This is a genomic window from Gordonia sp. GN26 (assembly GCF_054823965.1).
Window position 1 is genome coordinate 34,833 of the sequence record NZ_JSYC01000016.1, and the last position, 22,516, is coordinate 57,348.

23 protein-coding genes are annotated in these 22,516 nt (G+C 67.4%); 13 read left to right on the forward strand and 10 right to left on the reverse strand.

The features are described from left to right. Window positions 1-11: 11 nt before the first annotated feature. From OK17_RS05665 to OK17_RS05685, 5 genes are all read right to left on the reverse strand, one after another. Window positions 12-437: a DUF350 domain-containing protein gene (locus tag OK17_RS05665; RefSeq protein ID WP_006867300.1), complete on the reverse strand. Its 426-nt coding sequence runs from the start codon at window positions 435-437 to the stop codon at window positions 12-14. Window positions 438-506: 69 nt separating this feature from the next. Then, a complete protein-coding gene (locus tag OK17_RS05670; RefSeq protein ID WP_232716038.1) occupies window positions 507-1,040 on the reverse strand; it encodes a DUF4247 domain-containing protein in 534 nt (177 codons plus the stop codon). Then, window positions 1,037-1,573, reverse strand: coding sequence for a DUF2617 family protein (locus OK17_RS05675; protein ID WP_232716037.1), 537 nt, complete (start codon window positions 1,571-1,573; stop codon window positions 1,037-1,039). Before OK17_RS05675 ends, OK17_RS05670 begins: the two co-directional genes overlap by 4 nt. Before the next feature lie 22 nt (window positions 1,574-1,595). Continuing rightward, on the reverse strand, window positions 1,596-2,231 hold the full coding sequence (locus tag OK17_RS05680; protein ID WP_006867297.1) for a DUF4178 domain-containing protein: 636 nt from the start codon (window positions 2,229-2,231) through the stop codon (window positions 1,596-1,598). 64 nt (window positions 2,232-2,295) lie between these two features. Continuing rightward, window positions 2,296-3,204, reverse strand: a complete 909-nt coding sequence (locus OK17_RS05685; protein ID WP_232716036.1) for a TIGR03621 family F420-dependent LLM class oxidoreductase — start codon at window positions 3,202-3,204, stop codon at window positions 2,296-2,298. Between the two features lie 236 nt (window positions 3,205-3,440). Between OK17_RS05685 and groL the strand changes: the two genes are divergently transcribed. The 5 genes from groL to OK17_RS05710 all read left to right on the forward strand — a co-directional run bounded on the left by groL (window position 3,441) and on the right by OK17_RS05710 (window position 9,021). Beyond that, window positions 3,441-5,066, forward strand: coding sequence for a chaperonin GroEL (gene groL, locus OK17_RS05690; protein WP_006867295.1), 1,626 nt, complete (start codon window positions 3,441-3,443; stop codon window positions 5,064-5,066). 133 nt (window positions 5,067-5,199) lie between these two features. After that, a complete protein-coding gene (locus tag OK17_RS05695; protein ID WP_154884580.1) occupies window positions 5,200-5,844 on the forward strand; it encodes a DsbA family oxidoreductase in 645 nt (214 codons plus the stop codon). A 41-nt stretch (window positions 5,845-5,885) separates the two neighbouring features. Then, window positions 5,886-6,788: an MSMEG_6728 family protein gene (locus OK17_RS05700; RefSeq protein WP_461416911.1), complete on the forward strand. Its 903-nt coding sequence runs from the start codon at window positions 5,886-5,888 to the stop codon at window positions 6,786-6,788. Window positions 6,789-7,138: 350 nt separating this feature from the next. Beyond that, a complete protein-coding gene (locus tag OK17_RS05705) occupies window positions 7,139-8,158 on the forward strand; it encodes an alpha/beta hydrolase (RefSeq protein ID WP_232716034.1) in 1,020 nt (339 codons plus the stop codon). A gap of 50 nt (window positions 8,159-8,208) precedes the next feature. Beyond that, window positions 8,209-9,021: a tyrosine-protein phosphatase gene (locus tag OK17_RS05710; protein WP_232716033.1), complete on the forward strand. Its 813-nt coding sequence runs from the start codon at window positions 8,209-8,211 to the stop codon at window positions 9,019-9,021. 6 nt (window positions 9,022-9,027) lie between these two features. On the opposite strand, the gene OK17_RS05715 is transcribed toward OK17_RS05710, so the two are convergent. Next, window positions 9,028-9,507, reverse strand: a complete 480-nt coding sequence (locus OK17_RS05715) for a PaaI family thioesterase (protein WP_232716032.1) — start codon at window positions 9,505-9,507, stop codon at window positions 9,028-9,030. Between the two features lie 108 nt (window positions 9,508-9,615). Here OK17_RS05715 and OK17_RS05720 point away from each other — a divergent pair, with 108 nt between their 5' ends. From OK17_RS05720 to OK17_RS05750, 7 genes are all read left to right on the forward strand, one after another. Beyond that, window positions 9,616-10,221 carry a TetR/AcrR family transcriptional regulator gene (locus tag OK17_RS05720; RefSeq protein WP_154884576.1) on the forward strand — a complete coding sequence of 202 codons (606 nt, stop codon included), beginning with the start codon at window positions 9,616-9,618 and terminating at the stop codon, window positions 10,219-10,221. Between the two features lie 119 nt (window positions 10,222-10,340). Next, window positions 10,341-11,018 (forward strand): DUF4166 domain-containing protein, encoded by a 678-nt coding sequence (locus OK17_RS05725; protein ID WP_154884575.1) that lies wholly within the window; start codon window positions 10,341-10,343, stop codon window positions 11,016-11,018. A gap of 109 nt (window positions 11,019-11,127) precedes the next feature. Continuing rightward, window positions 11,128-11,568, forward strand: a complete 441-nt coding sequence (locus OK17_RS05730; protein WP_006867287.1) for an SRPBCC family protein — start codon at window positions 11,128-11,130, stop codon at window positions 11,566-11,568. Between the two features lie 133 nt (window positions 11,569-11,701). Continuing rightward, window positions 11,702-12,220 (forward strand): DUF6764 family protein, encoded by a 519-nt coding sequence (locus tag OK17_RS05735; RefSeq protein ID WP_006867286.1) that lies wholly within the window; start codon window positions 11,702-11,704, stop codon window positions 12,218-12,220. A gap of 103 nt (window positions 12,221-12,323) precedes the next feature. Continuing rightward, entirely contained in the window at window positions 12,324-13,274 is a 951-nt protein-coding gene (ppk2, locus tag OK17_RS05740; RefSeq protein WP_040536449.1) for a polyphosphate kinase 2, read from the forward strand. A gap of 65 nt (window positions 13,275-13,339) precedes the next feature. Beyond that, a complete protein-coding gene (locus tag OK17_RS05745) occupies window positions 13,340-14,134 on the forward strand; it encodes a hypothetical protein (protein WP_232716092.1) in 795 nt (264 codons plus the stop codon). A 42-nt stretch (window positions 14,135-14,176) separates the two neighbouring features. Further along, window positions 14,177-15,277, forward strand: a complete 1,101-nt coding sequence (locus OK17_RS05750; RefSeq protein ID WP_461416912.1) for an LLM class flavin-dependent oxidoreductase — start codon at window positions 14,177-14,179, stop codon at window positions 15,275-15,277. Window positions 15,278-15,288: 11 nt separating this feature from the next. On the opposite strand, the gene OK17_RS05755 is transcribed toward OK17_RS05750, so the two are convergent. The 4 genes from OK17_RS05755 to OK17_RS05770 form a co-directional block, all read right to left on the reverse strand. Further along, window positions 15,289-16,965 (reverse strand): thiamine pyrophosphate-binding protein, encoded by a 1,677-nt coding sequence (locus OK17_RS05755; RefSeq protein WP_461416913.1) that lies wholly within the window; start codon window positions 16,963-16,965, stop codon window positions 15,289-15,291. 5 nt (window positions 16,966-16,970) lie between these two features. Next, window positions 16,971-17,750, reverse strand: a complete 780-nt coding sequence (locus OK17_RS05760; RefSeq protein ID WP_461416914.1) for a cyclase family protein — start codon at window positions 17,748-17,750, stop codon at window positions 16,971-16,973. Between the two features lie 64 nt (window positions 17,751-17,814). Continuing rightward, the gene (locus tag OK17_RS05765; protein ID WP_006867280.1) at window positions 17,815-18,498 is read right to left on the reverse strand and encodes a TerD family protein; all 684 of its coding nucleotides are present in this window, start codon (window positions 18,496-18,498) and stop codon (window positions 17,815-17,817) included. A 77-nt stretch (window positions 18,499-18,575) separates the two neighbouring features. Then, entirely contained in the window at window positions 18,576-20,636 is a 2,061-nt protein-coding gene (locus tag OK17_RS05770; RefSeq protein ID WP_461416915.1) for a prolyl oligopeptidase family serine peptidase, read from the reverse strand. Between the two features lie 253 nt (window positions 20,637-20,889). Here OK17_RS05770 and OK17_RS05775 point away from each other — a divergent pair, with 253 nt between their 5' ends. Further along, the gene (locus OK17_RS05775) at window positions 20,890-22,482 is read left to right on the forward strand and encodes a serine hydrolase (protein WP_461416946.1); all 1,593 of its coding nucleotides are present in this window, start codon (window positions 20,890-20,892) and stop codon (window positions 22,480-22,482) included. Window positions 22,483-22,516 lie beyond the last annotated feature (34 nt).

Sequence of the window (22,516 nt, forward strand, 5' to 3'; positions counted from 1 at the left end):
GGAGCGCGTGCTCACAGGATGGAGGCGGCGATGATGACCGCGACCCCGATGTGGGCGATGCCCTGCACCCATACCGCCGGGTGGCTTTCCGGGTGGACGAGGATCTCGCCGAGCTTGCCGGGGGTCAGAGCGTCGATGACCAGGAAGGTCACGCCCATCACGATCAGGCCGATCGCGGAGTAGACCACCGTGTAGGTGAGGCCCTCGAGCAGGCGACCCTCGCTGGCGACGATTGCGGCGGTCACGATGATCGCCACCGCCAAGAGGTTGGATCCCACCAGGATTCCGGCGTTGCGGTTGCGTTCGGCCCAGAGCTGGTGACGCAACTTGCCCGGGGTCAGCAGGTCGACGATCGCGAACGACACGATCATCACGATCACCCCGACACCCGCGTAGGCACCTGCGGCGTAGGCGTTCTCGGTCATGTCAGCGAGCATGGTCATCTCCGTGGGTTCGGGCCGTGGTTTCGGTCTGGGGGATCGGTCGCGAGAACTGGGGTCCGGGCGTCACTTGCCGCCACCTCCACTGCCGCCACCGCGATTGCTGCTGCCGCTGCCGGAATAACCCGGCGTCGGAACCCAGAAGGCGCCGACGTAGTTGTGGTACCGGTTGTAACCCGACCGGTAGTCACGGCTCAGCATCACGCGGGTCTGGTTGGCGGCGTAGGGGAACAGGGCGACCATGTAGTCGCGGTACTGGAGGAACTGGGTGCCCGCGACATTGCCCGTCCCCGATGCGCCGGCGCGCTGATCGGTGGGGCGTTCGGCGTCACGGATGTCCTCGGCGACCTCGGTGGGGGTGCCCTCGGCGACGTAGGCGTCCACGTCCCCCTCGTCCAGGGTGGTATTGCGTTCGTAGTTCTGGGAGATGAAGTCGCGCGCCGACCCGCCCAGCCCGCCACGCAGGGCACGGGCGCCGCACGCGCCGAGCAGCGCGAAGATCGTGATCACCACGATGACGCCGATGATGATGTTGCGGATGCGGTTGATCCGGCGGCGCGGGTCGGGCTGCGGTTGCCCGGGCGGGGGCGGATATGTCATGCGCGCATCGCTCCGCGGTGGATCACGCTGGTCGTGATGACCACGTCACCGGCCTGCGGATAGGTGTGCCAGGTGTGCCACGAGATCTGTTCGGCCGTCGATTCGGAGACGATCGCGGTCACCGCGTGGGGGTCGCCGGGGAACACACCCATCACGCTCGGGTTCCCCGAAGCCATCTGTTCGGAGACGCGGACTCCGAGTTGTTCGACGAGCGCGGCCATCTGATCGTCAGTGGCCCGCTCGATGCGGGAGCTGAAGAGATAACCGCTCTGCTGGAAGGTCTCCGGCAGCGCCGAGCTCACGTCGGGCAGGCATGCGACGGTCTCGCAGATGCGCCGGGCGCCGTCGTCGACGACGACCTGATGGCTCGCGCCCAGTAGGCGGACCGACACCGTGATGCCGTCGATCTCCCCGTCCTCCCGGGCGAGCGGCTCCTGCAGCGGGGCGTCGAGCGAGAAACCGAGCTGGTCGGCGCTCGTGTCCGCGTATGCGACGGGAAGGTGGGCGACAGTTGCGCCGGGCTGTTCTGACATGTGTCTCGCAGTCCTTCGCCGCTCAGATGTTCTGGTCGGAGGGGTTGCTGGGGAAGATGCGGTAGTCGGCGCGGGTGAGGAGTTCGCCGCGCGCACATTCCCAACCGCTGCCGTAGTCCTCGAACGACAACCGCTCGTTGCCGGCCTGATAGTCGTGGTAGGCCATCCGGCCCGACGCTGCGACGCCGGTGGTGCCCGCCGAGGTGAACCGGGCGGTGCCGGCCTCCTCGGAGTGGTAGCGGCGGCCGTCGACCTCGACCGTGCCGGGTCCGGGCTCGACGACGACGCCGGACAGTTCATGCCACAGCACGACCTCGAGGTCGGGATCGTCTTCGACCGAGATCCAGGCCTTGCTGCCGAGTCCCGTGTCGAGGAAGTTCTCTGTCCAGGTGTATCCGTCCTGGGTCAGCCGCACGGTGCCGCGGACCGCATAGGTCTCGCCGCGCAGCTCGACGAGGTCGCCCGGCTTGAGTTGGCGTGGGTCGCCGTAGACGGAGTCGTCGTCGGCAGAGGAGAACGGGTCCCCGGGCCGGTACGTGCGGTTGCGGAGGGCGTCCGCCTCGGCTTGGCGGGCCTTGCGGTTGCCCAGGTAGTTGAAGATGGCGACCACCGCGATGATCGCGAGCAGGGCCACGACGATGATCAGCAGGAACTCCACCTCGCCGACACTATCCGGAGACCGGGGTCCCGTCAGCTCGGTTCGGCGAGCCGAATGACGCCCGCTACCAGTCCGCCCGGGCGTCGACGTCGCGCAGCAGTTCGATCACCGGTGCGAACTGCTCGAGCACTGGTTCGAGGACCGTGATGTAACTGATCCCGGTGCGCTCGCGCATCGTGACGAGCTGGTCGGCGATGTCGGCGGCGGAGCCGATGAGGATCGAGGGCAGGTCGAGGAACTCCTGCGGACTCATCGACAACTGCCACTTCTCGATGTTCTCCTCGGCGATGCGTGTCGCCTCGTCGGTCACCACGACGATCTGCATCAGCAGATTCCATTCGATGTCGTCTACCCGGTCGCCGGCCGCGGACCGGGCGAATGCGACGCGTTCGGCGAAATCGTCTGCGGAGAGCGGCTCGAGGTCGCCGTCGCGACCGGTGCGCGCCGCGGTGAACCCGACGATGTCGGCGTGCTCGGCGGCCATCCGGAGCACGCGGTCGCCGTTCCCGCCGAGGAGCAGTGGCACGCGCTCCTGCACGGGGCGCGGCGTGTGTTCGGGGTCGTTCAGCAGGGACGCCACCCGGGTGACCGTGTCACCCAGGTGATCGACCCGGCGGCCCGCCGGCCGGAATTCGATTCCGGCCGACTCGAACTCCTCTTTGACGTAGCCGGTGCCCAGTCCGAGCTCGACGCGACCGTCGGAGAGCTGGTCGACGGTCGCCACATCGCGGGCGAGCAGCGCCGGGTTGGTGAACGCCGCGTTGAGGACGAACGGGCCCACGCGGAGTCGTTCGGTCGCGGCGGCCGCCGTCGCGAGTGCAGGCCAGGGGCTCGGGATGCCGAGGTGGTCCGGGACCAGCAGGACGTCGAAGCCGAGCTGTTCGACGTGCCGCGCGCGCTCTTTCCAGGACGAGCTGGTGTCCACGGCGAGCATGTTGACCCCGAACCGGAACGGCCTGTTCGCGAGAGACATGTCCACAACCTAGCCAGGGGCTCGGCGGCCGGCCAGGTGGATGCGGTGGAGTCCGGGCCGGTGCGACCTTGCACTCGCCAGGGGCGAGTGCTAAAACGGACGTTGGCACTCGCGAGCTGTGAGTGCCAGGTCGGGACGGTGAGATCGGTACCGAATGACACACCGGTCGTCCGTCGCGGGCACCGAGTTCCGGCCATACGAACCTAGTGTCACCCCCTTCGGAGGATCACTTACCCATGGCCAAGCAAATCGCGTTCGACGAAGAGGCCCGTCGCGGCCTCGAGCGGGGCCTCAACAGCCTCGCCGACGCCGTCAAGGTGACGTTGGGACCCAAGGGTCGCAACGTCGTTCTGGAGAAGAAGTGGGGCGCCCCCACGATCACCAACGATGGTGTTTCCATCGCCAAGGAGATCGAGCTGGAGGATCCCTACGAGAAGATCGGCGCCGAGCTGGTCAAGGAAGTCGCCAAGAAGACCGACGATGTCGCGGGCGACGGAACCACCACCGCCACCGTCCTGGCACAGGCTCTCGTCCGTGAGGGTCTGCGCAACGTCGCTGCCGGCGCCAACCCGCTGGGTCTGAAGCGCGGCATCGAGAAGGCCGTCGAGGCTGTCACCGAGTCGCTGCTGAAGAGCGCCAAGGAGGTCGAGACCAAGGAGCAGATCGCTGCCACCGCGGGCATCTCGGCCGGCGACCCCTCGATCGGCGAGCTCATCGCCGAGGCGATGGACAAGGTCGGCAAGGAAGGCGTCATCACGGTCGAGGAGTCCAACACCTTCGGCCTGCAGCTCGAGCTCACCGAGGGCATGCGCTTCGACAAGGGCTACATCTCGGGGTACTTCGTCACCGACGCCGACCGTCAGGAAGCCGTCCTCGACGACCCGTACATCCTGCTCGTCTCGGGCAAGGTCTCGACCATCAAGGACCTGCTGCCGCTGCTGGAGAAGGTCATCCAGGCCGGCAAGCCGCTGCTGATCATCGCCGAGGACGTCGAGGGCGAAGCCCTCTCGACCCTGGTCGTCAACAAGCTCAAGGGCACCTTCAAGTCCGTCGCCGTCAAGGCTCCGGGCTTCGGTGACCGCCGCAAGGCCATGCTGGCCGACATCGCCATCCTCACCGGTGGCGAGGTCATCAGCGAAGAGGTCGGCCTGTCCCTCGAGGGCGCCGGCATCGAGCTCCTCGGTACCGCTCGCAAGGTCGTCGTCACCAAGGACGAGACCACCATCGTCGAGGGCGCGGGCGATCCCGACGCCATCGCCGGTCGCGTGGCCCAGATCCGTGGCGAGATCGAGAACAGCGACTCCGACTACGACCGTGAGAAGCTGCAGGAGCGCCTGGCCAAGCTGGCCGGCGGTGTTGCGGTCATCAAGGCGGGCGCGGCCACCGAGGTCGAGCTCAAGGAGCGCAAGCACCGCATCGAAGATGCCGTGCGCAACGCCAAGGCTGCCGTCGAAGAGGGCATCGTCGCCGGTGGTGGCGTGGCCCTGCTCCAGTCGGAGCCGGCCATCGACGCACTCTCGCTCGAGGGTGACGAGGCCACCGGCGCCAACATCGTCCGCGTCGCTCTCTCGGCTCCGGCCAAGCAGATCGCCGTCAACGCCGGCCTCGAGCCGGGCGTCGTCGCCGACAAGGTCCTGAACTCGCCCACCGGCACCGGCCTCAACGCCGCGACCGGTGAGTACGAGGACCTGCTGGCCGCCGGCATCAACGACCCGGTGAAGGTCACCCGCTCGGCGCTGCAGAACGCAGCCTCGATCGCGGCTCTGTTCCTCACCACCGAGGCCGTCGTCGCCGACAAGCCGGAGAAGAACGCCGCACCGGCCATGCCGGGCGCCGACGAGATGGGCGGCATGGGCTTCTGATCCAGAACCCCTAGCTCCACCAGCTCTACAGCACACGAACCGGCCCACTCCCTCGCGGAGTGGGCCGGTTTCGTCTGTCCGTGTTCGAGTCGTCGGCCGGAATGGCGCGCGACAGAAGGGGGTTGAAGACCACATGGCTTCTCCCATCACCGTCGACATCTGGTCCGACATCGCCTGCCCCTGGTGCTTCATCGGGAAGCGCCGCTTCGAGGCGGGTCTCGCCGAGTTCGCCGGACGTGACGACGTCGAGGTGACCTACCGCAGCTACGAACTCGCACCGGACACGCCGGTCGACTTCGAGGGCTCGGAGATCGACTTCCTGGTCCGGCACAAGGGAATGCCCGCCGCCCAGGTCGAGGGGATGCTCGAGCAGGTCCGCGGGATCGCGGCCGACGTCGGCCTCGACTACGACTTCGACAACCTCCGGCACACCAAGACCCTCAAGGCTCACGAGGCGCTGCACTTCGCGCGCGCCCACGGCAAGCAGCCGGAGTTGGCGGAACGGCTGTTCCAGGCGTACTTCGAGCAGGGGCGGCACGTCGGCAGGCCCGCCGATCTCGCCGACCTGGCCGCAGAGGTCGGGTTGGACCGCGACGCCGTGCTCGCGGCGCTCGAATCCGGCGACCATGCCGAGGCGGTCGCCGCCGACATCGACCAGGCGCGCGCCTACGGGATCAGCGGCGTCCCGTTCTTCGTCTTCAACGGCAGATACGGCGTGTCCGGCGCGCAGCCCGCCGAGACCTTCACCCAGGTCCTGGAGAAGGTGCACGCCGACTGATCCTCGTGTGCGAACTGCCGGGTTTGGGTAAGGCACCTTCGATGCAGACGTTCCTGCCCTACCCGGACTTCCGGCGGTCCGCCGAGGCCCTCGATCCCGCGCGGCTGGGCAAGCAGCGGGTGGAGACCCTGCAGATCCTGCGTGCCCTGGAGCTGTTCGACTACGGCTGGGGCAACCACCCGGCGGTCACGATGTGGCGCGGGCACACTCCCGCTCTCGTCTCCTATGGCCTGGCCTTCGTCGACGTCTGGCGTCGTGAGGGACGCGCGGACACCACCGCTGCGATGATCGCCGAGTTCGCACCGGAGGTGGTGGGCGCCTCCCAGTCGGATCTCGCCGACGCCGGTCTGATGCCGCCGTGGCTGGGCGACGACCGCCTCCATCGGAGCCATCGGTCGGCGTTGCTGCGCAAGGATCCCGACTTCTACGTCGCTGAGTTCGGCGACGTCGCCGACGATCTCCCGTATTTCTGGCCCGAACCGCCGGAAGCGGCGCCGGACCGGAATGACCGTGATCGCACGGTGTGGATCATCCGGCCGTCATCGAAGGAGCAGTTCGACGAGTTCCGTCGGCGCGACATCGTCGGCCTCGGAACCGAGTCCGGTGTCGACGTCGACGCCGCGACGGCCACTGCCGACGGGCTGCGCGCCCTGCTCAAGGAGTGCAGCCCGGGACGGCGACCGGGCAAGGACCTCCGCGTACTGGCGTCCTTCGTCGACGACCTGACTCCCGGCGACGAGGTGGCAGTCGTCGATGCCGACGACCCGACGGTGCTCCCGCTCGGGGTCGTCGCGAGCGAGTACGAGTTCACCAGGCGTGGAAAGACTCTCGCTCCCCATCGACGGCGTGTTCGGTGGACCGGCACGGTGGCACGGTCGTCGGTGATCCCGCCTGCACTCCTGCAGAATCCACGAAGGATGTTCCCGGTCCCGGTGAACGCCTAGAAAGGCGACACACCGTGGGGTCGTCCGATCGGTCGAAATTTCTTCGCCGGCACGCGCCGGGAACGGTGAGACATTTCTGTGGAATCGATCTCAGCGTTGACCGGCTGATTAGCAGAATCCCCGGTCACAACGATTTCGTCGGAGATGGACAATTGTCCTAATGATCGCGAATTCATGATTGTCGAACGTTATTTCGCGATGACAGACCGGAGAATCGTGTCGAGAACGCGGAAGAAACCGTTGTTGTCGTTGCGGGTGAGTATCGTCGCGAAGTATTCGGATCGATACCTGAGCGTTGGGAATCTGTTGTCGGGCAGATACGACGTTTTACGACATATGAAGGGACGGAGATGTCCGTGACGCGCGGAAACCTCCAGCGGCGAACGGTTCGGGCTTTTGCCGCAGTCATCGTAGTCGTTCTCTCGCTGGCGATTTCTGCCACCGCGGTGGCAGATACCGGGGTGAAAGCGGAGCGGGCCGACCTGCTCGCCCGAGCGATGGCGGAAGGACGGGCCCTTGACCTGACCGTGCACTCACCGTCGATGAACCGTGATGTGCCGGTTCGCGTGCTCGTCGCGGCGGACACGTCGGTGCCCCGTCCGACGCTCTACCTGCTCAACGGCTCCGGTGGCGGGGAGGGTGACGCGCACTGGTTCGTACAGACCGACATCGTCAAGTTCGCGGCCGACAAGAACGTGAACATCGTGGTGCCGATGAGCGGCGGCTACAGCTATTACACGGATTGGGTGAAGGTCGATCCCAACTTCGGTATCAACAAATGGACGACGTTCCTCACCAGGGAGCTGCCTCCGGTCATCGACCAGAAGGTGAACGGTAGCGGGGCCAACGGCATTGCCGGGATCTCCATGGCAGGAACATCGGTGCTCGCTCTGGCCGAGAGTGCGCCGGATCTCTACCGCGCGGTGGCTGCGTACAGCGGATGCGCCGAGACTTCCACCCGGCTCGGTCAGTTGGCCGTCCAGGCGGTGGTCGGCGAAAGGGGAGACGTCAGGAACATGTGGGGGCCGGTCGGTGGTCCGGGCTGGCGTGATCACGACCCCGTGATCAACGCTCACAAACTCCGTGGCAAGGCGATCTATGTCAGCAGCGGCACCGGCCTGCCCGGGAGGCACGATCGCTTGGCGAACGAGGCGATCGACGGCGACGTGGTCGAGTACGCCAGGATCGTCGGTGTGGGCGGCCCACTCGAGGCGGCGACCTATTATTGCACGCAGAACCTCGACAAGAGGCTCAAGCAACTGCGCATCCCTGCCACCTTCGACTACGAGCCCGGGACGCATTCCTGGCCGTATTGGCAGGACCAGCTGGCAAAGTCGTGGCCGATGCTCGAACGCGCTCTGACCCGCTGATCGACCGGCTGGGCTCTGATGAGGCGTGCTCATCTGCAACGATGTGTCGCGTGACTGTGACACCCGGTGCGTCGAGCCCGATCGGCAGCCTCCCGAATCTGCGTGACCTCGGCGGCTGGCGGACCGCCGACGGGCGAGTGGTGCGGTCCGGGCTGCTGTTCCGGTCGACGGACTTCTCGTCGCTCGCCGACTCCGACGTCGCCGCGCTCGAGGCGCTCGGCCTCCGCACGGTGTACGACCTCCGGTCGGTGCACGAGAGGGAGGCCATCCCGGACCCGTCCCTGCCCGATGTCACCGAGATCGGGCTCGATGTGCTGGCCGATGCGCAGATGTCGATCCCGGCCAACATCGGTGCCGTACTCGCGGATCCGGCCGTGGTCGCCCAGGCCGACAAGGTCCTGGCCGGTGGTAAGGCGCGGGAGATGATCTCGGGCACCTACCGCGAGATGATCACCTTGCCGAGCGCGACGGCCGCCTATTCGGAGTTCTATCGCGGACTTCTCGGCGATGCACCGAGCCCGATCCTCTTCCACTGCACGACCGGCAAAGACCGCACCGGCTGGGCCGCCGCCGCATTCCTCACCCTCGTCGGGGTGGGGAAGGAGGACGTCTACCGCGACTACCTGCTCACCAACGAGCGGCTCATCCCGGCGCTGAAACACATCTTCGACGGTTTCGCGGCTGCGGGCGGCGACCCGCAGCTCCTCGTCGGGGTGCTCGGTGTCGACGCGGGTTACCTCGACGCGGCCTTCGACGAGGTCCGGACCCGGTTCGGGGGCATCGAGGGGTATTTCAGCGAGGCGCTCGGCATCGGTACCCGCGAGCAGGACAAGATCCGCGAGCGTTTCCTCGTCGAGGGCTGATCGGGTCTACCGGAAGACGATGCATGTGGTCGTGCCGTGCGCGACCAGTTTCCCGTCGTCGGAGTACACCTTTCCCTCGGCCGTGGCCGTGGTGCGTCCGGCGTGGATGACGGTGCCGACGCCGGTCAGCTCACCGGCGTCGACGGCGACGGTACGGATGTAGTTCACCTTCAGTTCGAGCGTGGTGTAGCCGACGCCGGCCGGAAGCGTCGTGTGGACCGCACAGCCCATGACCGAGTCGAGCAGGGTCGCGCAGATTCCGCCGTGGACGGTGCCGAGCGGATTGGCGAAATCGGGCTGCGGGGTCACCGCGAAGGTCACCGTGCCCTCCTCGATCTGTTTGGGGACCATGCCCAGGAGTCGGCCGATGCTCGGCCTGTCGGTACCGGCCCCGCCCTCCTGCCAGGCGCGCAGCAGTTCCAGGCCGGACATGGCGGTCGGATCGGTGGATTCGGTGAAAGTCGTCATGACTATGCATGGTTGCATAGAAACCGACAATTATGAAGACCTGCATACTTGCTTGGTCGCGCGTTCGGAGCCGCGTGGCTATGTATAGTTGCATAGACCACCCGGAACGAGATGAAGGAGCAGGTCATGGCGCCGCATTCCGCCGAATCCGTCATCTCCGGATCGGATGAGCGTGGCCCCCGGGAACGGATGATCGTCCACGCCGCTGATCTGATCGGCCGCGACGGCGTCGCCGCGACCTCTATCGGCGACGTCATCTCCGCGAGCGCCGCGCCCCGCGGGTCCATCTACCACCATTTCCCCGGCGGCAAGACGCAGCTCATGACCGAGGCGGTCCAGTACGCGGGAGACTTCATCGCCGAGCGGCTCGCGCGGCGGGCCACCCTCACCCCTGCTGAGACGGTTCGCGAGATAGGCGGCGTCTGGCGGCGCATGCTGGTCAACACCGACTTTCAGTTCGGCTGCCCGGTCATCGCCGGCGGCCTGGCACGGAGGGGCGAGCCCGAGGTGGCCGACGCCGCAGCCGAGATCCTCCGTCGCTGGTCCGATCTCATCACCGCCCGGCTCGTCGTCGACGGCGTGGACAGTGAACGCGCCGATTCGCTGGCGAATCTGATCGTGGCCGCCATCGAGGGAGCGGTTGCACTGTGCCAGACGCAACGCAGCGTCGACCCGCTCGATCGTGTGATCGCCGAACTGGCCGCGCTCTGCGATGCGGCGGTCTACCGGTAGGCGCTTGTCGCCCTTACGCCGTTGGCTTGTGGCGAGCTCCGTAGTAGGTTCACGGTGGCGCCACCTCGGTGGCAGTACGCCGTGAAAACGACGCTGGGCCGAGTTCGGGAGGGGACGCGATGACGCCGGTCTTCCGGCATGTGCTGGGCTCGGACTTCGACCGCCTCCATCCCAACGTCGCCTGGCGTTACGGCATCGACTCCACCTCCGGAGTCGCCCAGATCTGCCACGGGATGTACGAGTCGGTGTACGTGTCGTCGGCGATGCCCCCGCCGGCTCTCTGGCATTACGCCAAGCGGAACGCCCTGCCGTCCAAGACCAGTCGGATGGTCCCGTTCACCCAGGCCTACTACTGCTACGTCGACGAACTCGAGCGCGAATCCCTGGCGGTGCTGCGGACCTTCCAGTACACGACCGGTCCGCGCAAGCTCAACTCCCTCCTCGTCGCGGGACACACCGGCCTCGTCGACTACTTCGGCGACGGACCCGAGTTCCTCTATCCGATCCAGCCGTCGGTGACCCCGGCCGGCGAGCTGCTCCTCGAGAGCGGGCCGATGCGGTGGCTGGGACGTGGACCGAAGGTGGGCATGAAGGGCCTCTTCACCGCGCAGATGAAGTACATCGAGGGATGGGACGAAAAGCGCGAACGCTTCCGTTGCGACATGACGGTACGGAACCCGGTCATCGGCGAGATCATGCATTTCCGTGGATGGTTCACCGCCGTGGACCAGGCGTGCACACTGCGCGACATCCCCGACGAGGCGTGGCCGGTGAATCTCGTCGACCGGGAGAGCTGACACCCCTCCGCGTCCCTGTGGGGGCGTCCCGGGTCGCCCGACCAGCACGGATCTCGCCGGAGTGCGGTTCGGTGTGTGCCCGCGGAAGCCGGACGGTAGGTTCACCCCCATGGCAGTCTCCGCGAACATCGAATTCGACGTATCCGCCCCGGCCTCGGTGGTGATGGAAGTACTCATGGACATCGAGTCCCTCCCGGATTGGTCGGGTCCCCACAAGGAGGCCGAGATCGTCGACGAGTACGACGACGGCACTCCGAAGACGGTGCGCATGGTGGTCACCGCGGCCGGCATCTCCGACGAGCAGACCTGCACCTACGAGTGGACCGACACGACCTGCGAGTGGCACCTGCTCGAATCGAATCAGCTCAGCGAACAACACGGGAAGTACACCGTCACCGCCACCGACAAGGGCTCGCGTGTGCATTTCGACCTGGCCGTGGACCTCAAGATCAAACTCCCCGGGCTGATCGTGAAGCGGGCGCAGAAGATGGCCGTCGACACCGCCCGCAAGGGGCTCACCGCCGAGGCGGAGAAGCGCGCTGCCGGCTGATCCGAACCGCGTCAGAACCGGGCCGGCGTCATCCGAACGTGTAGACCCGCCGATCCCGCGGGTGGCCCGCGCAGGCCGCGGGTACCCTGGGATCGTCATCAGCCGAGCCGTTGCATCATGGAGGCCAAATCCCTTGAAAATGAACAAATTTGCCGTCCGGGCGTTGGTCTTCCTGGCGGGCGGCGCCGGTTGTGTCGCATTCGCCGGGTTGTCCGGTGAAGGGGTTGCGTCGGCTGTTCAGTGCACGGTGTCGAACGGGCACCAGATCGAACGGGTCGTGGGTGCGAGCGGTTGTGGCGCCAAGGCCGGACCGGGTAGCCGGGCGACCGCTGAGGACCGCAGTGGCAACGGCACCGCGATCTCCGTGTCGGACAACGGCGGCAACGCCTCGTCGTACAACCTCCAGCCGGGATCGTCGGCCCTGGCGGGAGCCAACTCGCGCGGCGTGGCGTACTCGGTGACCACCGGTCCCAAGGCGCTGTCGATCGCGCAGGCACGGCGTGGCGGTACCACCGTCGCGATCGGCGGCTGGGGAGGTCAGGCCTACGCCGGACCCGACGGCGCGGTGTGCAGCGGCGGCTTCGCGGCGGCTGTCGATTCGACCACCGGAAAAGCCTGCCTGCACTCGGGTTCCATCGATCTGCGCAACTGACCGGTCGGTTCGTCCGCCGATCTGAGACCGATCCCGCCCGACGCGGCGCGTCGTTCACCGGCGCGTCGGGCGTGGTCCACCCGGCCGTCGTATCGTGGGGATCGTGACCGACCTCCACGACGCAGACTCCCACGTCGGCCCGGACTTCAGTGTCCTGAACGGACGAGAGGCGCTCCAGCAACTCGTCGACCTGCACGACGTCACGCAGTTCACCGTGAACGACGACGATGACGACGACCCGGTCCTGCTGACGCTGCCGCATCGCAACGTGGTCGACACGTGGCGTCAGGACTATCCGTACGAAGAGCGCATGAGCCGGCGCGAGTACGAGGTCACCAAACGTCGCCTTCAGATCGAGTTGCTCAAGCTCCAGAAGTGGTCCAAGCAGACCGGGCAACGGCATCTGCTGGTCTTCGAGGGTCGCGACGCCGCCGGCAAGGGCGGCACGATCAAACGCTTCAACGAACACCTCAACCCGCGCGGAGCACGCGTGGTCGCCCTGGAGAAGCCGAGCGAGCGCGAGGCGACCGAGTGGTACTTCCAGCGCTACGTCCAGCACCTCCCGGCCGGCGGCGAGATGGTCTTCTTCGACCGCTCCTGGTACAACCGGGCCGGCGTCGAACGCGTCATGGGTTTCTGCAATCCGCAGCAGTACACGCAGTTCATGTCGCAGGTCCCGGCCTTCGAGAAGATGCTCGTCGACGACGGCATCAACCTGGTCAAGTTCTGGTTCTCGGTGACCCCGCTCGAACAGCGCACCCGGTTCGCCATCCGCCAGATCGATCCCGTCCGGCAGTGGAAGCTCTCGCCGATGGACCTCGCCTCGCTCGACAAGTGGGACTCCTACACCGAGGCCAAGGAGGCGATGTTCGCCGCCACCGACACCGACCACGCGCCGTGGACGGTGGTGAAGTCCAACGACAAGAAGCGCGCCCGCATCAACGCGATGCGACACGTGCTCAGCCTCTTCGAGTACGACGGCAAGAACCACGACTTCGTCGGCCGGCCGGACCCGCTGATCGTCGGACGTGCCGCCGACGTCGTCGGGGAGTAGCGGGCAGGAAGCAGCGGTCGGGGGCTCGGTAGCCTCGTGGGGTGCGAAGCTTTCTCAGTGCTCTGATGACGCTCGTCGCGATGGCGGCGACCGTGCTCGCGGTCCCGGCCCTGTGGCTGGACCTGCGCATCGTCGACCAGGACGGATTCGTCTCGACCGTCGCGCCGATGGCCGAGAACCAGAAGGTGAAGGACTACCTCGCCGACGAGATCGCCGCCCAGGCCACCGCTCGCACCGATCTCCCGATCGCGGGTGCGCTGGTGCGTCCGCTGGCCGCGCAGTACACCGACAGCGAGCAGTTCCGCCTCGACTTCGCCGACGTCGTCGGCCAGCAGCACGCCTGGCTGTTCACCGAACCCGCACCGGGCGAGGACACGTCGGTCATGCAACTCGACATCACCGCGATGATCAACCGGGCCCTCAACCTGACCGGCACCCCGAACGCGATCTCGGGCCCGGTCGTCGTCGAATTGACCAACGGCGCTTCGGGTCTGGAGGCCGGTAGATACGCCGAGGTCGGCAACCAGATCACCGTGCTCGCCCGGGGTTCGGCAGCGGTCGCGGTCATCGCGGGACTCCTCGCCCTCCTGCTCGCCCACCGCCGTGGCACGGTCTTCGCCTGGCTCGGGTTTGGCGCCGTCGCGGCCGCGGTGGCGAGCTGGGCCATCGGCCTGTTCTTCGCCGACCGCGCCAAGCAGGAGGTCGCCGGCGCCGAATCCTCCGGTCGGCAGGTGGCCGAGCTGATCATCGACGGGGCCTACTCCGATCTCACCCAGGTCGCGTTGATCGTCGGCGGGGTGGGCGTCGCGATGATCGTCGTCGGGTTCATCGGCCGGATGATCTTCGCGGGCCGGCGATAGACTCCGGTCGCGCAACTCCCCGAACAGGAAAGAGTGCTCCCCATGTCGACGACCGGTACCGAGCGTTTCCAGCTGGGACTGTTCTCCGCCAACTGTTCCGGCGGTCTCGCCGTCACCAGGATTCCCGAGCGATGGTCGGCGTCCTGGGAGGACAACCTGCGGCTCGCGCGGATCGCCGACGAGGTCGGTATCGACTTCATGCTGCCGATCGCCCGGTGGATTGGCTACGGCGGCGAGACGAACTTCCACGAGAGCGTGCTGGAGCCGATTCCGTGGGCCACCGCCATCCTCGCCACGACGACGCGACTGCGGGCCTTCGCCACCGTGCACACCGCGTTCAACCATCCGGTGGTGACCGCCAAGCAGATCGCGACGATGGACCAGGTGGCCCCGGGGCGCGCCGGCCTCAATGTGGTGGCGGGCTGGAACCAGCCCGAGTACGAGGCGATGGGTTCGGAGCTGCCCACCGACCACGACGCGCGGTACGAGATGGCCCAGGAGTGGTTCGACATCGTCGCCGACCTGTGGTCGCGTGAAGGACGTTGGGACCACGAGGGCAGGTTCTGGAAGCTGCGCGGGCTCGAAGGGGCACCCAAGCCGGCCGGTGGCCGGGTCCCGGTCCTCAACGCCGGTTCCAGTGCGCAGGGAAAGGCTTTCGCGGCCCGCAACGCGGACCTGGTGTTCACCATCGTCGGCAGTCCGGAGGAGGGTGCCGACGTCGTCAAGGCGATCCGCGCGGATTCCGCGGCGCTCGGCCGCACCGCCGGCGTCGTCTCACCCACCCATGTGGTGTGCCGCCCGACTCGTGCGGAGGCACAGGAGTTCCTGCACTACTACGCCGAGGAGAATGCCGACTGGGAGGCCGTCGACAACCTCATGACCTTGCAGGGCATGCACGCCCAGTCGTTCACCAAAGAGATGCTCGCGACCTTCCGCAGTCGCTTCGCCGCGGGCCACGGCACCTGCCCGATGATCGGCACACCCGACGACGTCGCCGACGAGATCGCCAAGTTCGCCGCCGCCGGGTTCGACGGCATCACCATGTCCTTCGTCGACTACGCCGGTGAACTGGAGTACTTCGCCGCCGAGGTGATGCCGCGACTCGAGAGCCGCGGCATCCGGGTGAACACCCCCGCTCCCTGAGCTCCGAAGGGTCAGTGCCCCGCGAACGCCTCGGCGAGCCACCAGGATCCGCCGTCGTTGGTGATCTTGGCGTCGATGACGAGTGGGCCGGATGGTTCGGGGGAGTCCAGTGAGGCGACCCAGCGTCGGACCTCGTCGAGGTCGTCGAACCCGGCGACGGTCACCCCGGACGCGCCGTGACCGCGGGCGATGGCGGCGATGTCGACCTCCGGGAAGGTCACGGTCGTCATGTCGGCATCGCCGAAGTGGTGCACCTCGGCGCCGTAGGCGGAGTCGTTGTAGACGATGACGACGAGCGGGAGTGCCAGGCGGACAGCGGTTTCCAGTTCGGAGATCGCCATGAGGAAACCGCCGTCGCCGGTGCCGAGGACGGGCAATCGGGTGGGTTGGGCGATCGCCGCGCCGATGGCCGTGCCCAGTCCGAGGCCGATCGACTGGAAGGCCTGCGTGAAGCAGAAGCCGAACTGGTCGGGCACTGACAGATGCGTCGACGGATAGCCCATGAAGTTGCCCGAGTCGATCGACAGGACGCGGTCAGCGGGCAGGATCCCGTCGAGGGCGATGCTCAACGCGCGCGGGTCGATCCGGCCGTCGACGGGGTCGGTGGTGACCGGGACGTCCTGCCACCGCGCCGACCTGGCGATCCGGTTGGCCACCTCGTCGGTTCGGTACCCGTTGTGCGGCAGCGGGTCTGACGAGAGGGCGGTGAGGGCATCGGCGGCGGTGGCCGCGCAATCACCCACCACGCCGACGTCGACCGGGCGATGCGAGCCGATCGCCTCGACCTCGACATCGACCTGGGCCACCACGGTCTGGCCGCCGATGAGCCGACCCTGTCGCATGGTCCACATGTTGAGGGCGCAACCCCACCCGACGATGAGATCTGCGTTGCCGATGAGCTCGGCGGCCGTCGGTGACGAGAAACCGCCGGAGATGCCCAGCGAGAAGGGAATTCCCTCGAAGAGGCCGTTGGCCACGGCCGACGTGGCGAGCAGCGCGCCGCACGCCTCGGCGAGCGCCGCGATCTGCGGACCCGCTTCGCGACCGCCTCGTCCCGCGACGAAGACCGGCCGGCGGGCCGCGCGGAGGGCATCGACGAGCGCGGCGACCGATGCGGTGTCTGGCCGAACCCGCGGCGCCGCAGTCGAAGCGACGATCGGACCGGTGATCTCGGCGGGCGCTGCGGCCACGTCGATCGCGACGTTGAGGACGACGGTCCGGCGCCGGGTCACCGCGGTCCGGTAGGCCCGGGTCACATCCGCGACGACGGTGCTCGGACCGTAGACACGGTCGCTGACCGCGCCGACGCTGGTCGCCAGCGCTTCCTGGTTGATCCGGAAGTTCGACTGCAGTGCGGAAGCCGGGGCGTCGGCGCTCAGCACGATCATCGGGGTCCGACTCTTCGCCGCCTCGCCGATACCGGTGACCGCGTTGGTCAGTCCGCACCCCTGGTGCACGCTGAGGACACCGACCCGTCCCGACATGCGGGAGTAGGCGTCCGCCATGGAGGCCGCGCCACCCTCGTGGCGTGCCGCGGTGAACCCGACCCCGCCGGCACGCAGCGCGTTGGTCATCACGAAGTTGCCGCTGCCGACCACCCCGAAGGCATGGCCGACCCCCAGATCGGCGAGAACACGGCCCACGACGTCGGCGACCGTGGGGCCGTACGTGGTCGCTGTGTCCGTCACGCCGGTCAGCTCTCGACGATCGCCAGGACCCGCGACGGGCTGCCGGTACCGCCGACGATCGGGAGCGGGCTGACGACGAGCACAGCCCCGGTGGCGGGCAGGGAACCGAGGTTCCGCAGCGAGGTCAGGCCGTACTTGTCGTTGCCGAGGAAGTGGTAGTGGACGGGGAAGGCGGGGTCGAAACCGCCCGCGAGACCGGCGTCGACGCCGACGGTCTCGACACCGAGTCCGGTGATCTGGCGCTGCGTGGCCAGCCACTCGGCGCATTCGACCGAGACGCCGGGGGTGTGCGAGCCGGTCTCGTCGGCGTTGAGGAACTCGGCCTCGGAACCGCCGCGCGATTCCCAACCGGTGCGCAGCAGCAGCCAGGCCCCCGGCAGCAGTTCGCCGTGCTCGGCCTCCCATGCCTCGACGTCGGCGACCTCGAGCAGGTAGTCGGGGTTGTCGGCGACCTTCGCGGTCAGGTCGAGGACGGCCGCCGGACCGATCAGCCGCTGCACCGGGATCTGCGAGACGTCGTCACCGTCGCGACCGCTGATCCAGTGGATCGGTGCGTCGAGATGGGTACCGATGTGCTCGCCGGTGTGGATGTTGTTGTGCCGCCAGTACGGTCCGGGCTCGTTGTAGGCGCTGACCTCTTCGAGGCTGAAGTCGATCAGGTTCGCGAACGGGGCCGGCAACCGCAGGGCCGGGGTCGAGCTGGACAGCGGGGTGGTCAGGTCGATCACCCGGAGGGATCCGTCGGCGAGGCCGGTGAGGAAACCGGACAGAGCGGTGGCGGTCATGGCGGGGGTCCTTTCGCGATTGTCCTTTTCACGGACTGCGACTGATGCTACGACCGCCGTGGCGCTACTTGCGGGCACCCCGCCAGTTCATGCCCCAGCCGTAGGCCTCGTCGACCTTGTCCTGCGCACCGCGGATGTAGCGCACCTCGCGGTTGATGACGAGTTCGCCGCCGCGGTTCTCCAGCAGCGCGATGGCGCACGAGATGGCGGACTGGTCGGCCTCGTCGAGGCGGACCTCGATCTGCGGGCCGCTGACCGGTGACAACGTGACGACGCCGTTGGCACTGGCCCAGTTCGGCGTGCCCTCGTAGATGTAGGCGAAGATCAGGATTCGACGGATCCGGTTGGTCGCGGCGAGGTCGATGTACATGTTCTCGCCGCCGGAGCCGCTACGGTCATCGCCGTCGAGGTAGATGATCGGCTGTCCGTCGCGGGGAGCCTGGAACGAATTGCCCAGCGCCTGGACAATTCCCTTGCTGCCGTCGGTGAACTCCCACAGGCAGGCGAGGTCGAGGTCGATGCCCTTGGGCTTGCGGAAGAAGCCGCCGCCGGAGGAGTTCGCGGTCCAGCTGAGGTTCACGCGCACCTGGCCGGTCGCCGCGCCCTGCTTGCTCAGCGAGATGCTCGGCGCCGACTTTGTCAGCGTGATCTTGGAGAGTGACACCGGCTGGGCCGGCGGGGTGGATGCAGGCGGGGTCGGAGGTTGCGGAGGTTGGGCTTTCGGGCGCTTGGTGTAGTCGATCCCCATCGGGTTTCCTCATCTCGTCGTGCGCGGCATCGTCGTCGGTCGCGTGATCTGCTGTCCAGGGTAGTAGAGCAGCGTCCTCAATCCGTCTCGGGAGCGAGCGTCCGCCACAGGAACTCGAATGCGAGCGCGGACTTGAACGCGGCCTGCTTGTTGTCCGCGGCACCGCCGTGACCACCCTCGATGTTCTCGTAATAGAGGACGTCGTGGCCCGTTTCCTCCAGCCGCGCAACGAGTTTGCGGGCGTGGCCGGGATGGACGCGGTCGTCGCGGGTGGAGGTGGTGACCAGGATCGGCGGGTATGCGGCGTCCGGTTCGATGTTCTGGTACGGCGAGAACGGCTTCATGAACTCCCACTGTTCGGGATCGTCGGGGTCGCCGTACTCGGCCACCCACGACGCGCCGGCGAGGAGCAGGTGATAGCGCTTCATGTCGATCAGCGGGACCTGACACACCAACGCGCCGAACAACTCCGGGTAGCGGGTGAGCATGACACCCATGAGGAGGCCGCCGTTCGAACCGCCTTGTGCGCCCAACTGTTCCGGGGTGGTGAGTCCGGCATCGACGAGGGCACGGGCCACGGCGGCGAAGTCCTCGTACACCTTGTGGCGTCCGGCCTTCTGCGCCTGGGTGTGCCACGACGGACCGTATTCCCCGCCGCCGCGAATGTTGGCGATGACGTAGATGCCGCCGCGTTCGATCCAGTTCTTGCCCGACAACGACAGGTACCCGGGGGTCAGTGAGTTCTCGAATCCGCCGTAGCCGTAGAGCAGGGTGGGGCCGCTGGTCACGTCCCGACGGCGGATCACGAAGTAGGGGATCTGTGTCCCGTCGTCCGAGGTCGCGAAATGCTGTTCGGCGATGACCGATTCGGAGTCGAAGTACGTCGGGCTGCGCTTGATGACCTGCGGCGTGGTGCCGTTGCTGTGCAGCAGGCTCGGCGGGTCGGTGAACGAGGTGGCCATCCAGAACACCTCGTCGCTCTCGTCCGGGTCGGTGTCGAGCACCGACACCGTGGCGAGGTCGGGGAGACCGGGGAAGTCGATGACGTCCCAACTGCCCAGCTCGCGCACCTCGACCCTGGTGTGCACGTCGTGCAGCGTCACGATGATCAGTTGCGAACGCGTGTAGGCATAGTCGACGAGGCTCGTGTGGGCGTCCGGGGTGAACAGCACGGTCGCATCGCGGCCGCCGGCGCGGTAGTCGTCGTAGTCGAAGGCCAGCAGGGTGCCCGGTTCGTGGGTCGTGCCGCCGACCGTCCACTCCGACCGCGTCATCACCAGCAGCCAATTCATCCGCACACCCGCATGGGCATCGGTCGGGACGTCGACGAGTTCCGGTTCGCCGTCGCGCAATTCGTACATCAGCGAGTTGAAGAAATCCGTCGAGCGCGAGATGAAGTGTCGCTCGAACCCGGGGGTGTCGTCGTAGATCGCGTGCACCGACACATCGCTCTTCTCGCCGGCGAAGACGGTGGTCGCGGCCTCCAGCGGGGTACCCCTCGACCAGCGTTTCACCACGCGGGGGTAGCCGGAGTCGGTCAACGATCCGACGCCGTCCGGTTGTTCACCGAAATCGGTTCCGACATAGACGGTGTCGCGGTCGATCCAGCGCACGCTCGACTTGTTCTCCGGCAGCGTGAAACCGTCGGTGATCCACTGCCGTGTCGGGATGTCGAACTCGCGGATCACGCTCGCGTCGGCGCCGCCCCGGGACAGCGAGACCAGCGCGCGTTCGTACTCGGGACGGAGCACCGTGGCCCCCGACCACACCCAGTTCTCGTCCTCGGTGCGCGCGAGTCCGTCGACGTCGAGGATGATCTCCCAGTCGGGCGCATCGGTCACGTAGGACTCCAGCGTCGTCCGGCGCCAGAGTCCGCGGGGATTGGTCGCGTCGCGCCAGAAGTTGTAGAGGAACCCGCCGCGGCGTCGGACGAACGGAATCCGGTCGTCGGTGTCGAGGATCGCCAGAGCCGATGCCTCCATGTCGCGGAAGCGGTCCGACGACGACAGTGTCTCGACGGTCGGTTCGTTGTGGGAGCGCACCCAGGCCAGCGCGTCGTCGCCGGTGACGTCCTCGAGCCAGAGGAACGGATCGTCGGTGTCGGTGCTGGTGGAGATGCCGTCGGCCTGCTCGGTCATGGCGTCCAACTTACGCGGGACGGCTGCCGGTCACCGACGATGCAGGGCCCGCTTACGTCACGTCTGTGCCCGTCCTGGCCGAAATCGTGCCGGTGTACCACAGAACGTGCATGTCAGGGCGTTCTTCGCGGTATCTTTCTCCCGCGAGGATGAGGAGATCCGCATGCCCACTTTCGATTCGGTCCCTGTCCGACGCTTCACCGGCCCCACCGCAGGACGCCGCCCACGACGCCACGGCCCGAGATGGGGACGCGTGTCACTTGCGGCCTGCTCGGCCCTCTCGGTCGTCGCGCTCGTCGCGGCCTGCGACACTGCCTCGTCCGGTACCGGCAACCCGCCGACCGAACCGTCCGGGGCATCCGCGCTGGTGAACCCCAACGCCGTGGATGCGATGCCGCTGCCCGACGGCTCGGTGGACAAGGCCGTGGGACAGCTCGACGGACTCGTCGGGTCGTTGATGTCGTCGACGGGGTTGCCCGGTATGGCGGTGGCCGTGGTATCGGGCGGAGAGACCAAGTACGCGAAGGGGTTCGGGGTCAAGGACCTGACCACCGGCCAGAAGGTCGACCCCAACACGGTGTTCCAGCTGGCGTCCGTGTCGAAGTCGGTCGGGTCCACGGTGGTCGGTGCCGCGGTGACCGACAAGACCGTCGCCTGGGACATGCCGATCGTCGAGGGGCTGCCCTGGTTCGCCCTGTCCGATCCGTACGTCACCCGCACGGTGACCGTCGCGGACATGTACTCGCACCGATCCGGACTGCCCGATCACGCCGGCGACAAACTCGAGGACATGGGTTATTCGCGGACCGAGATCCTCCAGCGGCTCCGCTTCATGCCCCTCGATCCGTTCCGGATCAGCTACGCGTACACCAACTTCGGTGTGACGACCGGCGGTGAGGCGGTCGCCGCGAAGGCGGGCAAGGACTGGCCGACGCTGTCGCAGGACCTCATCTACGGGCCGCTGGGCATGACCAGCACCAGTTCCCGCTTCGCCGACTTCGAGAAGCGGGCCGACCGGGCCGTCGGGCACATCAAGATCGACGGGAAATGGGCCAAGACCGACATCCCCCGCGACCCCGACGCGCAGACACCGGCCGGTGGTGTCAGTTCGACGGTCAACGACATGGCCACCTGGCTGAAGATGGTTCTGGCGCAGGGCAAGCACGAAGGCGCGGAGATCGTCGCCCCGGACGCGCTGCTGCCTGCGACCTCGCCGCAGATCGTGTCGAACCCGCCGGCGAACCCGAACGCTCGCGCCGGTTTCTACGGTTACGGGTTCAACGTCGGCGTGACCACCGACGCGCGTACCCAGTTCAGCCACGCCGGCGCGTTCGCGTCGGGCGCCGGCACTGCCTTCTCCATCCTGCCGTCGGCGGACACCGCGATCATCGTGCTCACCAACGCCGCCCCGATCGGTGCGGCCGATGCGCTGGCGGCGGAGTTCATGGATCTGGTGCAGTACGGCGAGATCCGCAGTGACTGGCGCGAGCTCTACGGCAAGGCCTACGCCGAGATGAGTCAGCCCAACGGCGAACTCGTCGGCAAACAGGCGCCGGCGAATGCGGCTCCGCCTCAGCCGCTGCCGACCTTCGTGGGCACCTACGCCAACACCGTGTACGGGCCGGCCGAGATCGTCGAGCGCGACGGCAAGCTCGTCCTCGAGATGGGCCCCGGCGGCGTCCGCAAACATGAACTGACGCACTGGGATGCCAACACCTTCACGTTCCCGCTGCACAACGAGAACGCCCAGATCGGCACCGTCTCGAAGGTCACCTTCGACGGTCCGAAGATGACGATCGAGTACTACGACGACGAAGAGAGCGACGGGGTCTTCCTACGCAGCTGAGGCAGCTGTCGCGTATCGGGGCGGTGAGCGCCAC

Coding starts and splice junctions, on each gene's coding strand:
- OK17_RS05750 (WP_461416912.1), top strand. CDS start 14,177: ATGTCGACGACCGGTACCGAGCGTTTCCAGCTGGGACTGTTCTCCGCC.
- OK17_RS05715 (WP_232716032.1), bottom strand. CDS start 9,507: ATGCAACCATGCATAGTCATGACGACTTTCACCGAATCCACCGATCCG.
- OK17_RS05685 (WP_232716036.1), bottom strand. CDS start 3,204: ATGTCTCTCGCGAACAGGCCGTTCCGGTTCGGGGTCAACATGCTCGCC.
- OK17_RS05765 (WP_006867280.1), bottom strand. CDS start 18,498: ATGGGGATCGACTACACCAAGCGCCCGAAAGCCCAACCTCCGCAACCT.
- OK17_RS05725 (WP_154884575.1), top strand. CDS start 10,341: ATGACGCCGGTCTTCCGGCATGTGCTGGGCTCGGACTTCGACCGCCTC.
- OK17_RS05705 (WP_232716034.1), top strand. CDS start 7,139: ATGTCCGTGACGCGCGGAAACCTCCAGCGGCGAACGGTTCGGGCTTTT.
- OK17_RS05700 (WP_461416911.1), top strand. CDS start 5,886: ATGCAGACGTTCCTGCCCTACCCGGACTTCCGGCGGTCCGCCGAGGCC.
- OK17_RS05675 (WP_232716037.1), bottom strand. CDS start 1,573: ATGTCAGAACAGCCCGGCGCAACTGTCGCCCACCTTCCCGTCGCATAC.
- OK17_RS05670 (WP_232716038.1), bottom strand. CDS start 1,040: ATGACATATCCGCCCCCGCCCGGGCAACCGCAGCCCGACCCGCGCCGC.
- OK17_RS05770 (WP_461416915.1), bottom strand. CDS start 20,636: ATGACCGAGCAGGCCGACGGCATCTCCACCAGCACCGACACCGACGAT.
- groL (WP_006867295.1), top strand. CDS start 3,441: ATGGCCAAGCAAATCGCGTTCGACGAAGAGGCCCGTCGCGGCCTCGAG.
- OK17_RS05695 (WP_154884580.1), top strand. CDS start 5,200: ATGGCTTCTCCCATCACCGTCGACATCTGGTCCGACATCGCCTGCCCC.
- OK17_RS05730 (WP_006867287.1), top strand. CDS start 11,128: ATGGCAGTCTCCGCGAACATCGAATTCGACGTATCCGCCCCGGCCTCG.
- OK17_RS05720 (WP_154884576.1), top strand. CDS start 9,616: ATGGCGCCGCATTCCGCCGAATCCGTCATCTCCGGATCGGATGAGCGT.
- OK17_RS05665 (WP_006867300.1), bottom strand. CDS start 437: ATGCTCGCTGACATGACCGAGAACGCCTACGCCGCAGGTGCCTACGCG.
- OK17_RS05760 (WP_461416914.1), bottom strand. CDS start 17,750: ATGACCGCCACCGCTCTGTCCGGTTTCCTCACCGGCCTCGCCGACGGA.
- OK17_RS05745 (WP_232716092.1), top strand. CDS start 13,340: ATGACGCTCGTCGCGATGGCGGCGACCGTGCTCGCGGTCCCGGCCCTG.